The organism is Sphingobacteriales bacterium, from assembly GCA_012517435.1.
GTDB lineage: Bacteria > Bacteroidota > Bacteroidia > CAILMK01 > JAAYUY01 > JAAYUY01.
Map to the genome: position 1 here is coordinate 1 of JAAYUY010000083.1, position 12,728 is coordinate 12,728.

16 protein-coding genes are annotated in these 12,728 nt (G+C 39.2%); 8 read left to right on the top strand and 8 right to left on the bottom strand.

The window, feature by feature from the left end:
* Positions 1–30 precede the first annotated feature (30 nt).
* Complete coding sequence (locus GX437_04715) at positions 31–891, top strand: cation transporter (GenBank protein NLJ06955.1); 861 nt, start codon at positions 31–33, stop codon at positions 889–891.
* Positions 892–1,129: 238 nt separating this feature from the next.
* Here the strand turns inward: GX437_04715 and GX437_04720 are convergent, their stop codons facing one another.
* The 8 genes from GX437_04720 to GX437_04755 all read right to left on the bottom strand — a co-directional run bounded on the left by GX437_04720 (position 1,130) and on the right by GX437_04755 (position 8,480).
* Positions 1,130–1,582, bottom strand: a complete 453-nt coding sequence (locus tag GX437_04720) for a D-tyrosyl-tRNA(Tyr) deacylase (GenBank protein NLJ06956.1) — start codon at positions 1,580–1,582, stop codon at positions 1,130–1,132.
* 73 nt (positions 1,583–1,655) lie between these two features.
* The gene (locus GX437_04725) at positions 1,656–2,744 is read right to left on the bottom strand and encodes a radical SAM protein (GenBank protein NLJ06957.1); all 1,089 of its coding nucleotides are present in this window, start codon (positions 2,742–2,744) and stop codon (positions 1,656–1,658) included.
* Positions 2,741–2,956: a hypothetical protein gene (locus tag GX437_04730; GenBank protein ID NLJ06958.1), complete on the bottom strand. Its 216-nt coding sequence runs from the start codon at positions 2,954–2,956 to the stop codon at positions 2,741–2,743. Before GX437_04730 ends, GX437_04725 begins: the two co-directional genes overlap by 4 nt.
* A 10-nt stretch (positions 2,957–2,966) precedes the next feature.
* Positions 2,967–3,338 (bottom strand): hypothetical protein, encoded by a 372-nt coding sequence (locus GX437_04735; protein ID NLJ06959.1) that lies wholly within the window; start codon positions 3,336–3,338, stop codon positions 2,967–2,969.
* A 10-nt stretch (positions 3,339–3,348) separates the two neighbouring features.
* Positions 3,349–3,861, bottom strand: a complete 513-nt coding sequence (locus GX437_04740) for a T9SS type A sorting domain-containing protein (protein ID NLJ06960.1) — start codon at positions 3,859–3,861, stop codon at positions 3,349–3,351.
* Between the two features lie 64 nt (positions 3,862–3,925).
* A complete protein-coding gene (locus GX437_04745; GenBank protein NLJ06961.1) occupies positions 3,926–5,701 on the bottom strand; it encodes a M20/M25/M40 family metallo-hydrolase in 1,776 nt (591 codons plus the stop codon).
* A gap of 53 nt (positions 5,702–5,754) precedes the next feature.
* Positions 5,755–6,096: a thioredoxin family protein gene (locus tag GX437_04750; protein NLJ06962.1), complete on the bottom strand. Its 342-nt coding sequence runs from the start codon at positions 6,094–6,096 to the stop codon at positions 5,755–5,757.
* A gap of 251 nt (positions 6,097–6,347) precedes the next feature.
* Complete coding sequence (locus GX437_04755) at positions 6,348–8,480, bottom strand: sigma 54-interacting transcriptional regulator (protein ID NLJ06963.1); 2,133 nt, start codon at positions 8,478–8,480, stop codon at positions 6,348–6,350.
* A 136-nt stretch (positions 8,481–8,616) separates the two neighbouring features.
* Here GX437_04755 and GX437_04760 point away from each other — a divergent pair, with 136 nt between their 5' ends.
* Genes GX437_04760 through GX437_04790 form a run of 7 tightly spaced genes read left to right on the top strand, consistent with a single transcriptional unit; the run spans position 8,617 to position 12,696 of the window.
* The gene (locus GX437_04760; GenBank protein NLJ06964.1) at positions 8,617–9,060 is read left to right on the top strand and encodes a hypothetical protein; all 444 of its coding nucleotides are present in this window, start codon (positions 8,617–8,619) and stop codon (positions 9,058–9,060) included.
* Positions 9,061–9,111: 51 nt separating this feature from the next.
* Positions 9,112–9,513 carry a hypothetical protein gene (locus tag GX437_04765; protein ID NLJ06965.1) on the top strand — a complete coding sequence of 134 codons (402 nt, stop codon included), beginning with the start codon at positions 9,112–9,114 and terminating at the stop codon, positions 9,511–9,513.
* Positions 9,514–9,556: 43 nt separating this feature from the next.
* A complete protein-coding gene (locus tag GX437_04770) occupies positions 9,557–10,228 on the top strand; it encodes a hypothetical protein (protein ID NLJ06966.1) in 672 nt (223 codons plus the stop codon).
* Entirely contained in the window at positions 10,194–10,601 is a 408-nt protein-coding gene (locus GX437_04775) for a membrane protein insertion efficiency factor YidD (GenBank protein ID NLJ06967.1), read from the top strand. The genes GX437_04770 and GX437_04775 overlap by 35 nt, the downstream gene beginning before the upstream one ends.
* A complete protein-coding gene (locus GX437_04780) occupies positions 10,588–11,418 on the top strand; it encodes a tetratricopeptide repeat protein (GenBank protein NLJ06968.1) in 831 nt (276 codons plus the stop codon). Before GX437_04775 ends, GX437_04780 begins: the two co-directional genes overlap by 14 nt.
* Positions 11,419–11,452: 34 nt before the next feature.
* Positions 11,453–12,238 (top strand): tetratricopeptide repeat protein, encoded by a 786-nt coding sequence (locus GX437_04785; protein ID NLJ06969.1) that lies wholly within the window; start codon positions 11,453–11,455, stop codon positions 12,236–12,238.
* Positions 12,239–12,282: 44 nt separating this feature from the next.
* Positions 12,283–12,696, top strand: a complete 414-nt coding sequence (locus tag GX437_04790) for a TM2 domain-containing protein (protein NLJ06970.1) — start codon at positions 12,283–12,285, stop codon at positions 12,694–12,696.
* The last annotated feature ends 32 nt before the right edge of the window (positions 12,697–12,728 follow it).

Genomic DNA, 12,728 nt, shown 5'->3' on the forward strand with positions numbered 1-12,728 from the left:
ATCAGGAAGAAGATTTTATAAATCTGAAATATGAAAGACAAAAACAGAAAAATAGCGTTGCTGGAAGGCTGGCTTTCCACAGTCGTCAATACATTTTTGTTTGCAATAAAGCTTTGGGCAGGAATAATGACAGGTTCCATTGCCATCATTGCTGATGCATGGCATACGCTTTCGGATTCCCTGACCTCAGTCATTGTTATTATTGGAGTTAAAGTTTCATCAAAACCGGCAGACAGGGAACATCCCTTCGGACATGGTCGTGCTGAGCTGATTGCCTCGCTCATTATCGGAGTTTTGCTGGCAGTGGTGGCTGCCAATTTTGCCAGTGAGTCCATCAAAAGACTTATCAGACATGAAGTGGTTATTTTTAATACCCTCAGTATTGTTGTCATGATTGTTTCTGTGGTCGTTAAAGAAGCCATTGCACAATATGCATTTTATGCTGCACGGATTACCAAAATGGATTTTCTGAAAGCCGATGGTTGGCATCACCGCAGCGATTCCATTGCATCTGTATTAATATTAATAGGAATCATATTTCAGAAAAAGGCTTTCTGGATTGACGGGGTTTTAGGCCTGATTGTATCAGTTCTGATACTGTTGGTTGCGGTTAAAGTCATCAGGGATGCTGTAAATTGTTTGCTGGGAAAAGATATAACAGAGGAAACCAAAATGCAGATAGTCAATATAGTGGATGAAACTTCCTTTCATCAGATGCACCCCCATCACTTTCATTATCATGAATATGGAAGGCATCAGGAGGTAACATTTCATATCCGCCTTCCGGCAGAAATGACAGTCAGCGAAGCTCACGACATTGCCAAAAAAATCGAAGTCAGCATTGAAGAGAGACTGAATATTCAGGCTACCATTCATATTGATCCGGTCTGACAGATGTAACACTAAAATGAAATTAGTTCAGGTAATCAGGGAGATGAAGTTTATTGACCTGTCAACACAATTTTCAATATTTCATTATTGAAAACAGGCTGTAGGCTATCAAAAGAGGGCAGTGGAAAGTTTTCAGCAGGCAAAAAACCGAAATCCGGAATCTGGCTTTCATAACCCATCACTCATCACTCGAAACCATATCGGACTAAACTTTATCATTCTGCTTACAGATGCCGGATTATTCCTTTTGTCTGCTGTCAATCAGTATGGTAACAGGGCCGTCATTGATAAGGTGAATATCCATCATGGCTCCGAAAACACCCGATTTAACTTCTTTATTAATCAGTTCTTTCAATGTTTTTATAAAATTTTCATAGAGCGGAATGGCTTTTTCAGGCCTTGCGGCCCGGATATATGATGGACGGTTTCCTTTTTTGGTACTTGCATGCAGAGTAAACTGACTGACCACCATGATTTCCCCATCTGTATCGCTGACCGAAAGGTTCATGATTCCTTCAGCATCATCAAAAATTCTGAGCTGTGATATTTTTTTACACAACCAACTGACATCTTCTTCTTCGTCTTCGTGTTCTATTCCGAGAAACACCAGAAGTCCTTTTCCAATGCTGCTATATGGCTGATGGTCAATGTGAACTGAGGCTTCTTTTACCCTTTGAATAACTACACGCATGGATTTTTTTTCTGCAAAAATCTGTTTTAAAGTCTGATTTTCACCTGATTATTCCCGCAAATTTCTCAAAAAATCATGAATGCCCGCATTGTTTCATCATTTCGTAGTGACATCGAAGGGGATTTTCATTGCCGGGTTCGCGCAGGTGCATTGAGTTACCTTCACAATATCTGAAAGCCTCGCAATTCATGCATTTACCTGTTTTGGCCCAGTCACGGTTTCTGAAGTTCTCAAACCGGTTGTTCCATACGTCAATGAATTTGTCCTGATAAATATTTCCCTGAACAAAACCTCTGTGAATATTGGGACAAGCTGAAATGGAACCATCTGCCAGAACGGAAGCAATCATTACCCCGGCACGGCAAAAATAATATCCATCCCTGACTTCAGTTTCGAAATTTCCCAAATAGCCTTCGCATCCGTAACTTGCCCTGATACGGCCTTCTTCTCTTGTTTCCTTTAAAAAGTTCATCAACCCAAGCATTTGCTCAGGGCTTACATCCAGTTCATCATTTCCTTTTGCCCGTCCTGTGGGAAAAATGGTGAATATTCTCCACTTCTTTACACCCAGCTCTATCAGAAACTCTTTTAAATCATTAAGCTGGTGAAAATTTTTCCTGCTGATACAGGTAGCGACATCATACACCAGATCAGGTTCCCTGACAATCAGACGAATAGCTTCCACCGCTTTATTGAAACCGCCCTTATGTCCTCTCAGCCATTCATGTGTGTCTTCAAATCCATCGAGACTGACCGTAACAGAGCGTAGTCCGGCATTCATGAGTGAACGAAAGCGTTGAGACGTCAATGCAACACCATTGGTAACAAACCCCCATGGATAGCCTTGTTTTTTCAATTCCTGCCCGACATATTCCAGATCTTTCCGCATCAAAGGTTCCCCGCCAGTGAGTACCACCATCACTTTGTTTGGATTGTAGTAGTGGGTAAGCTCTTTGGTCACCTGTAGAAAATCATTGGCTGGCATGTCGGAGATACTGCTTTCTTTCCGGCAGTCGCTGCCACAGTGCAGGCACGAAATATTACAACGCAAGGTACACTCCCAGAACAAATAGGAAAGTTCATGAAGTTCAGCCTGAGCTTTCCGGTAATGTCTGAAAACAGTCAGCCCGGCTTTTTTTCGTAATGAAGGTTTGATTTTCAAGATTTTTTCTCTTCCTGGTAAATAGACGAAGGAGGTCCGTACAATGCCGGTTGTTCCTTGTATCTGGGATTCTTGTCTTTCCTTTTTTCTTTATCGCATCGAAGAACCTTGCATGATACAAATCCGGAAATAAAACCGCTTATTAACACAAGGGAAACAAAACCAAATAAATATGATTTTAACCTGTCTGATTTTGCCTTAATCTTTTTCATCTCTGAAGTTTCATTGTTTCCATTCAATATTCAGAGATTCCTGTTCGGCAGGAAGCACAACAATGGTATCGTTCAGGCCGTCCTGGGCACTAAATAGTACTTTTTCATGAATAAAACCATTCAGGTTAATTTCAAAACTGCCATCAGAAGCAGTATAAGCTTTGGAAATTCCGGATGAAGATGCGGCTTTGATTTCCAGATTTCCGGCTGCCTGCCCGTTTTCAAGCAACAATTTGCCTTTAATGGTATAGTTCCTGTTGAACTGACTGTCGGTTGGGGTGCCGTAGCAGGCCTCGAAAACAAAACTGACAGCCCCTATGCCCATCAGATAGAGCATCCCTCTTGAAATAACCGATTTAATCCTGAAATACAATTTTCTCATACAAATGAATTTATTGATTTTTAATAACTTTTCTTTTTATTGTTGTTCCGTTGGCTGTGGTAAAAACCAGCAGGTAGGTGCCTTTGGGGTACTTCCCCATATTCAGCTCCCTGAATTCTCCGGCATTGATCTTTAATTGGTATGTGGCCAGCAGTTCTCCCCGCATGTTAAATATATCCAATGTAAATTCCTGCTGTTCCGTCCCTTCAGATATTATCCTGATTTCTGAGGAACAGGGATTAGGGAAAAGCCGGATATCGAAAGCATTTTCTGGCGGAGATTCTGTAACAGGCTGAAAGGAAAGAGCGGGAGTTGTAAGATCAGTATCTTTCTGATTTTCAATAAAATAGAATATATCGCAATTGGAATCTGCTACGGGAAGCTTCCAGATTTCTTTCTGTTCCTGAATTTTTCGATTGAAATAAAGATTTTCAGGTGCACCATACTGGGCGACAACAGGAGAATGAAATCCCGGAATGAAACCGCACAGCAATACACACCATTTGAGAATTCTTTTTTGCACCTTGAAATTTATGTGGTTGAATACCTGTTAACGTGCAAATGTAAAAAAAATTTGATATGAAATGTTAAAGTTGCACAAAAAGGGTAATTCTGGTACCATCCCGAACCACATCAACAGTGATCTGATCGCCAGGATGGAGGCTTTTCAGCCGGTTCATATAATCGTAAATGTTGTTTACCTCAGCACCATTGACTGCTGTAATCACATCTCCGTTTCTCATCCCCGACAACTGGGCAGGCCCACCGCTTCTGACCGACTGTACCTTCAATCCCTTGACATCACTGGCTGAGAAATCAGGCAATATGCCAAGGGTAACTTTATAACTCCCTGAAGATGATTTTGTTTTAGGCCCTGCTTCCTGAAAAGTGATTTGAGGTAGGTTTGCATAGCTGGTTGCCAGCTCTTCAACAAATTCAAGTAAGTTGGTCATTCCCTTGTAATTGATTTTGTCCTCATCATCAGCCCAGGTGTGATAATCGTTATGTGCACCGGTAGTGATAAAGATGACAGGGATATTGTTTGCATAAAATGAGGCATGGTCTGATGGCCCGAGTCCTTCCGGAGATTTTTTAAAATCAAAGGAATATTCTTTTTCAAAAATACTGAAAAGGGAATCATTTTCGCGGGCAGTGCCTGTTCCGCCAATAAGCAAATATTTACTAATGGTATCCAGCCTACCGACCATGTCCATATTGATCATGGCTTTAATCCGGGAAAGGGGAACGGGGCAGCTGGCAACAAATTTTGAGGAGCCAAGCAATCCGGATTCTTCCCCCGTAAAAGCCACAAAAATAACGCTCCTTTTAAGCACTGAGCGATTTTTACTTAACTTGCCGGCAAGTTCAATCATTGCCGCAACGCCTGAGGCATTATCGTCAGCACCATTATGAACAGCAATAGTGTCGGGGAAACGGGAACCTGAACCCGGGCCTCCCATCCCCAGATGGTCGTAATGTGCCCCGATGACGATGTATTCATCCTTCAGCAGGGGGCCGCTTCCTTTCAGGATAGCTGCCACATTGCATGTCTTTCCCTGACTTGTTATGACTTCAGTTGATAAAGAGACATTTTTTTCCAAATCAAAACTCATGGGAGATTTTTTTTCCAGTATGCTGCTTTCAATCATTTCAAGCGATTGATTCTGAGTAAATAATGCTCTGGAAGCAAAGCTCCGGCTAATCTGAATGACAGGAATTTTTGAACGGCTGTTGGTTTTTGAGAAAACAAGAGGAGGGAGAAAATCCTCCTTTTTTTCAGATGCAGGATAAATAAAAATTACACCTGCAGCTCCTTTATCAGCAGCCACCATGGCTTTGTAATTGTCGGAGGAAAATTCTGAAAACGGATTATTTCTTTCTTTCAGGTCGGGCTCTCCGTTAAAAAGGACAACAATTTTTCCTTTTACATCCACATCAGCATAATCATTCCATTTAAATTTATCTGTCTGAATATCAAACCCATAACCGGCAAAAAACACATCTGCTGACACGCTGGTATCGGCTGAAAAGACTAAGGGAATAAAATCTGTTCCGGCCTTAGCGGTTAACTCAGCGGTTTTAAAGGTATTGTTTTTACCCATGTGATAGGCTGTAACAACGTCAAAATATTGAAAACCATTGTCAAAGAGCAACTCCAGATGTTGATTCTTGAATTGTTTGCGAATATAACCTGCTGCTTTAAGGGCTTCGGGCGATCCGCTTTTTCTTCCTTTCAATTTGTCAGATGCAAGGTATTGAATATGTTTTTTTAAAGCAGACTCCGCGAAGGAGGAGTGAATTTGTGAAAAGGAAACATGGCTTGCAAATAGCAAAGCTGTAAAAACAATAAGAATTTTATTCATGACTGAATGATTGAATTTGCAAAATTAAGGAAGACCAAAGGAGAGAGGTAAACTTAATTTTTTCCGTTCCTGATTAAGATTTTGATTTTATTGACAAGTGTTTTTCTTGGAATAATTCCTTCGATTTTTTCAATCATTTTTCCCTGATTGAAAATCAGATAGGCAGGCGTTTTTGTGATGTGGTATTTGTTGATGAGTGTTTTATCAGTATCAAAATTTACCCTGCATATCTTAAGTGAGCCATTCAGATCGTTTTTAAGATCTTTAATTACCGGAGACATGATATGACAAGAGCCACTCCAGTCGGCATAAATTTCAACCAGAACAAGAGGAAACTGTTCTGTGATTTCTGATGAAAAAGGCTCAAACTGATTGTTGTTGAAAAACGTCATCACTTTCACACTTTAAAAGAAAAAATCGTGAGGCTTTTAAAAAATGTGAGGGATTTTTTAAAAAGGTTAAACTGAACTGGAAACTGTAGCCCCACGATTTCGCCTTATTTATCTCAATTCTTATACCAAAATTTTTATTTTTCTTAACGTTTTTATAAGGTAAACAAAATCAATGATTAAGATTGATTTTGTTTGTAGGGGTAAAGAGTTATCTTTCCGGAAAAACTCCAATATAACGTAGATTATCCAAAATATTATAGGTTATTTTTTGAGATTCCCAGTTTTTTCATTCTTGCTTCAAGTGTAGTGGGCTTGAGTCCCAGAATCTTAGCTGCACCCTTTTCACCCCGTATGCGGTAAGCTGTGGATTGAAGTACTTTTAAAATATGCTCTTTCTCAATGTTTTCAATGGTCATGTTTTCAATGTCCCGGATTGAATTTGAATGAAATAAATTTTCATTTATCACCAGTTCAGTACCCATACTGGTTATCATGGCTCTTTCAATCACGTTTTCGAGTTCCCGGATATTTCCCGGCCAGTCGTACAACTGACATGCAGCCATGGTTTTATGGGAAACTGAGCTAAACTTTCGGCCTGTTTTATGTGAAAATTTATTGATGAAATAATTGACAAGCAGAGGGATGTCTTCCTTTCGCTGACGTAAGGGAGGCAGGGAAATAGGGAATACATTCAGGCGGTAAAATAAATCAGGGCGGAAATTTCCCTTTTTTACTTCCTCGCTGAGGTTACGGTTGGTAGCGGCAATGACGCGCACATCTACCTTGAAAGTTTTGGGATTCCCAAGACGTTCAAATTCACCATCCTGTAATACCCTCAAGAGTTTCGGCTGCAGTTCGATGGGTAATTCACCGATTTCATCCAGAAAAATGGTTCCTTTGTCTGCAAGTTCAAAGCGGCCTATTTTTTTGTAGAGCGCCCCGGTGAATGCCCCTTTTTCATACCCAAACAATTCACTTTCAATCAGAGAAGCAGGCAATGCCGCACAATTGACTTTCACCAAGGGGTGTTTGTTGCGGTTGCTGATATTGTGTATTGCTCTGGCTATCAGCTCTTTACCTGTTCCTGTTTCTCCGAGAATCAATACCGTGGTGCGGGTATTTGCCACCCGTTCCACATTTGTCAGGATTTTTTTCATTTCGGCATTCTGGGTGATGATTTCCTCAAAATTATGCTCCAGTTTGATTTCATCCTGCAGATAGATGTTTTCTGCTTCCAGCTTGTTTTTTAAGGATTGAATCTCTGCCAAAGCATCTTTGAGTTTTTTTTCTGATTTCTTTTTCTCGGTTATGTCATGCACAAAGCCGACACTGAACGTATTTCCTTCAAATTCAAGTAAATTGGCAGATATTTCGACATCTCTCAATTCTCCGTTGCTTGTCTGGTGTATGGTTTCAAGCAATAACCTTTTCTCACGGCAAAGCTGTTCCCAGATTTTTGACCAGCTTTTTTCATTCAGGGTAGGATTGATCTGCCAGACTTTCATCTGCTCAAGTTCTTGCCGGGAATATCCCCAGTATTCACAGGCATAATCGTTCACCCTGAAAAAAGTACCGTCTTTTTTCAACATGAAAATAGCCTGATGGGTATTGTCGATTACGAAATGAGACAGACGTTTTTCTTCCTCAGATCTTTTTAATTCCATTAAGGTGTCCAATAAGCTTATTTCTGCCTTTTTTCTGGCGGTAATGTCGCGGAAATGTTGTGCAACCTTTACCACTTCCCGGTTCTTGCCGAATATTGGATGGTAAAGTACATCCAGCCACAGGTCTTTTTCAGGCAGGTATTGTTCGACCATTTCAGTTTTTCCGCTCTGAAACACTTTTTTAATTTCATTCTCCTGATTGATGAGTGTCAGGCATTTCTTTCCAATGTAATCATCGTTTTCGATGCCAAGCAGTTTTTTGGCATTTTGGTTATAGTAGATTACATTCATCATATTGTCAATTAGCCCCAGAGGCTCATCAATGTAATTCAGGAAAGCTTCCAGCAGCAGGCTGCCTTCACGGGATAAAGAATTTGTAAAGCTGAGTTCAGAAATTTCGACTACCATGCCACAGAAATATTCTTTTCCGTCAATATCATATCTGGAAACATAAATTTCGACCGGAATAATTGTTTTATTTTTCGTGATGTGCCGGCTTTCAAAATAATGAAAACCTTTTTCAGAAATGGTAGAAGTAAGTTCTTCCCATTTAAGGGGCTGAAATCTCAGGCTAATGTCTTCAATGGTCAGTTTTGTCAGTTCATCCAGCGAATAGCCCAGATGCACGCAGGCTTTCTGGTTGGCATAAACTATTTTCATGCTTTTATCTGCCCAAAAAACAGGGAAAGGGATTTTTTCAATATCTGCAAAATGAAATGTCATGAATTGGTTTATTTTTTCCGGCAAAGATAAAACTCCAATATTTTGGAGAAGGAAAAAATATTTTTTTTTCGTATTAAGTTTTTTAAATAGATATTTGTTGACCTAAAAAATATCCCAACCAAAAAATTTTTACAAGATGAAAAAGTTAAATTTTTGTATTCTTGTGTTGCTGATAAGCGTCAGCATCCATGCCAAAGCAGTTAATACTGGCTTATTTCAGATTGATGAAAATCAAATCATGTCGGAAATGTCAGGGTTAACTTTACTTGAAGATTATGTAACGCAAAATCAAGGTGTTACGCTAAGTGAAATGCAGGCAAGCGGTCATATTTTATCTTACGGTATAAGTGACCAGCCTTCACCTTTCAACGATGAGATGACGTTTGAAGCCCCGTTAGGCATTCCATCATTTATCTGGGGGTTTTGTCTGGGATTACCCGGTGTGGCTGTCGTTTATTTTGTTTCCGAAGATAAAGATGAAACCAAAAAAGCAGTTTTTGGTTGTATTGCCAGCACAGTCGCCTATTCTGCCTGTTACCTCGTTTATTACATTGTTTATATAGCCTCGGCTATTCAATAGTTTTATTTGGATTTGAATTTCAATCAGTTATCAATAATAAACAGTTTTTTTATGAAGAAAATTTTTTTTATGCTGCTTGTCATTTTTCTGACCAGTCTGCAATCAAAGGCTTACGACAGAAGCCTTTTTGATTATGATGAAATTCAGATCCGAAAAGAATTAAGTGAGCTGAATAGCCTTGAAAGTTATGTGTCGGCCAATGAGGGTGTTACCTTATCTCAGCTGAAAACTGAAAACAACCGTTTGACTGCCAACATCAGCAATTCACCCATGATTTTTACTGGTTTCAACGGGGTAGCTGCCGACATTCCTGCTTTTTTATGGGGCTTTTGTCTGGGGCCTATCGGGGTCATTATTGTCTGGATTATTGATGAGGATGACCTGCTGATGTCAATTGTCGGCTGCCTGGTGTCTTCATTTTTATTCGGTGGAGGCTATCTGCTTGTTAACTGACACTGCTTGCTGATTTTTTCTCCGGTTTTTTAAATTTTTTAATTTGAACAGGCTTTTATTAATTGTTTTAATACTATTTTATCCTTCAGGCATCTTACTGGCTCAGTATTTTTACAGAATTGAGGCCGACATCAGCATTAAAACAAAAGCCGGAAATTTCAGCCAGCTGACCATGGGGAGGGTTTTTTACGATATAAATATTAAAAAACTGGTGTACAATATCACTTTTCCTGAAAAAGAAGTCTGGGTGGTGAAAGATTCAGTTGTCAGTACTTATGTGGGTGGAAAGCTGGTAAAAAAGACGACCACTGTTGCGCTGGTGCAAAGTACTGTTTTTCATCTTGCCCTCGAGGGCAGGTTATCTGATTATGGGCTTAGCAAAAGCCTCTATAAAATCACCAAAGTGGAAAAGGACGGGGATATGGTCATTACGACCTATTCTCCTCCACCTCAGATGAAAGGTTTTGGAGATATTGTCATTTCCACTAAAAACAAAAGCCTTTATGGAGTGGTTTTTTTCAGTGCCGACAAAAAAATCCTTAGTAAACAGATTGTCAAATCCTACACTACAGTCAGCGGATTAAAGTTTCCCGCTGAGATTATTCAGATTTATTACAAGGAGGGGAAAGAAAACTATCAGGTAATGACATTTAAAAACATCAAGGTAAACAATCAGCAAAATGAAAGTTTTTATCGTTATCCTGATGTGCGTTAGTGTTTTTCAGCTGAAAGCCCAAACGTTGGAAGAGCTGAAAATACTGGAAAAAACGACAGAGCATGATGACAGGCCTTATTATCTGAAATTTGTCAGAAATCAGGGCAAAACGGGAGATAAAATAGTGTCTGCCATGTTTTTGTTTTATAAAAATTTTATTTCATCCCAGGATTTTGTTTCATGCAGTTTTTATCCTTCCTGTTCCGAATATGCACTTCTGGTTCTAAAAAAACAGAATATTTTTACCGGCACCATGAATTTTTTTGACAGGCTGACCCGTTGCCATACCTTCACACCTCAGCAATATCATATCCATCCGGAATATCATCTGCAGATTGATTTACCCAAAAATGCGCGGTATGAAGATTTGTAAACTGATCTTTTTCAGTACTTTACTCATTACAGCATTCATCAGCCAGGCTCAAAATCTGTTTGATGAGGAACACAGCAGACAATATGCTGAATTTTTATTTTCTGCCGGAAAGTATGAAGAAGCAAGGCAGGAATATAAGCGTCTGTTGTTATTGGATGATCTGAACACGGATGTCAGGCTCAGAGAGGTTCAGTGCTTAAGATACTCAGGTCAGCTCAGGGAAGCACTGAAAAGGATGGAAGATTACCGGAAGAAAGGTGGAATAATTAGCTATTCAATTGAAATTGAATATGTTAAGCTGTTATTACTTAACAGGGAATCGACAACTTTCAGGAAAGTTTACCTGCCGCAAAGTATACTGAACGATTCCGACAAGGTGGTTTTTATTCTTATTGATTATTTACTGAATAAAGACTTTAAAAAAACTGATGAGTTCAGAGCATCTGAAAACTTTTCAAATCCTGCTTATAAAAGACTTACAGAAATAAACTCAGAATTGCAGTCAATCAGAATGAAAAATCCGCTTGTAGGTGGGCTTTTGTCAACAGCCATTCCGGGACTGGGGAAAATTTATTCAGGTTTCTGGCAAGACGGGCTTATTTCGTTGTTATATACCGGAATGTCTGCCTTTCAGGCCTATCGAAGTTTTAAAAAAGATGGCATCAGGAGCATTTTTGGCTGGTATTCAGCCATGATGACTGCCGCTTTTTATAGTGGTAATATATATGGCTCTGTGAAAGCAGTCAGTAAATACAATCAACTTAAAACCGAATTATTTAACAGAGAGATTGAAGAAATTCTGTTTAATTATTATTAGTATACTGGTTTTCAGTGATTTAAAAAGCCAGAGCATGAAGGAAACAACCTTCATGGCCGACAGTTTTTTTATTTCTCAGGACTATGAAAATGCAGCCGACCTGTACCGAAGGATCATCTTTTTTTCTGTGGACAGTGTGAATTACCGGCATTACCTGAAGTTATCGGAATGTTTGTTTCATGCCGGCCATTATGACGAAGCACTTTATTATTACGATATTGCCTATAACAACCTGGAAAATGACACTTTACTCAATGAAATTTCTTTTCGTAAAACATTGATATACATTCTGTTAAAAGACTACAAACAGGCACGAAGAGAATTGCTGAATATTGATACCGCTCAGTCATTATCCGTTCAAAACAGGTATAATTTTTATCATGGTGTCATCAGTTTCAGGGAAGGGAATTATACCCTGGCAGAATCATATTTTATTGCCTCCCTCGATAGTTTAACAAAAAAAGATTCAAACAAAATCAGAGAAATTTTCACATATCTTCCCAACGGAAAGCCAAATCCCAATACGGCAAAATGGCTGAGTATCATTTTCCCAGGTCTTGGGCAGTTGTATGCTGGTGATATCAGAAATGCAGTAAATTCATTTATTCTGAATGGTATTTTAGGAGGATTGTTTGTTTATGTTTCATTAAAATACGGATTGCTGGATGCAGGATTGAGTATTTTCCCATGGTTTCAGCGTTATTATTTCGGAGGCTTCAAAAGAGCAGCACAAATTGCGTTAAAAAAACAGGAAGAGAAAAGAGAAGAGGTACTGAAGAAAATATTTATTTTTTATCAGGGATATTTGGTGAATGAATAATTTACTTTATCTTGGCACTTTCAAAACCTATTAAAAATTAAGTCATGAAAAACATTTTAGTGCTGATTTTAGCTTTTGTATTAACAGGATTTGCTTATGCAGATGGAGGAAAATACAAAATCAATGACGAAACTGTCAATCAGATGTTCACCAACGCCCCTGAAACAAATGGTTTCGATTTCACTGTAAGCCCTCTTACCGGAAATGCCTTACCGGAACAAATAACCGGAGAAAAAAATCCATGGGTGGCATGGGCGCTAACATTTACAGCTGGTGTTGGTATTTGTGGTATTCACAGGTTGTATTTGGGTACTAAAACCGGAGTCTTCATTGCCTATTTATGTACTGCCGGAGGATGTGGTATCGTTCAGACTATTGACTGGGTAGTGCTATTGATAGGTGCCATGAACAAGGATATCAGCAAATACATCGACAATTCCAAGTTATTTATGTTCTGATGACAGGATGAACTTCCACATCAAGGTAAATA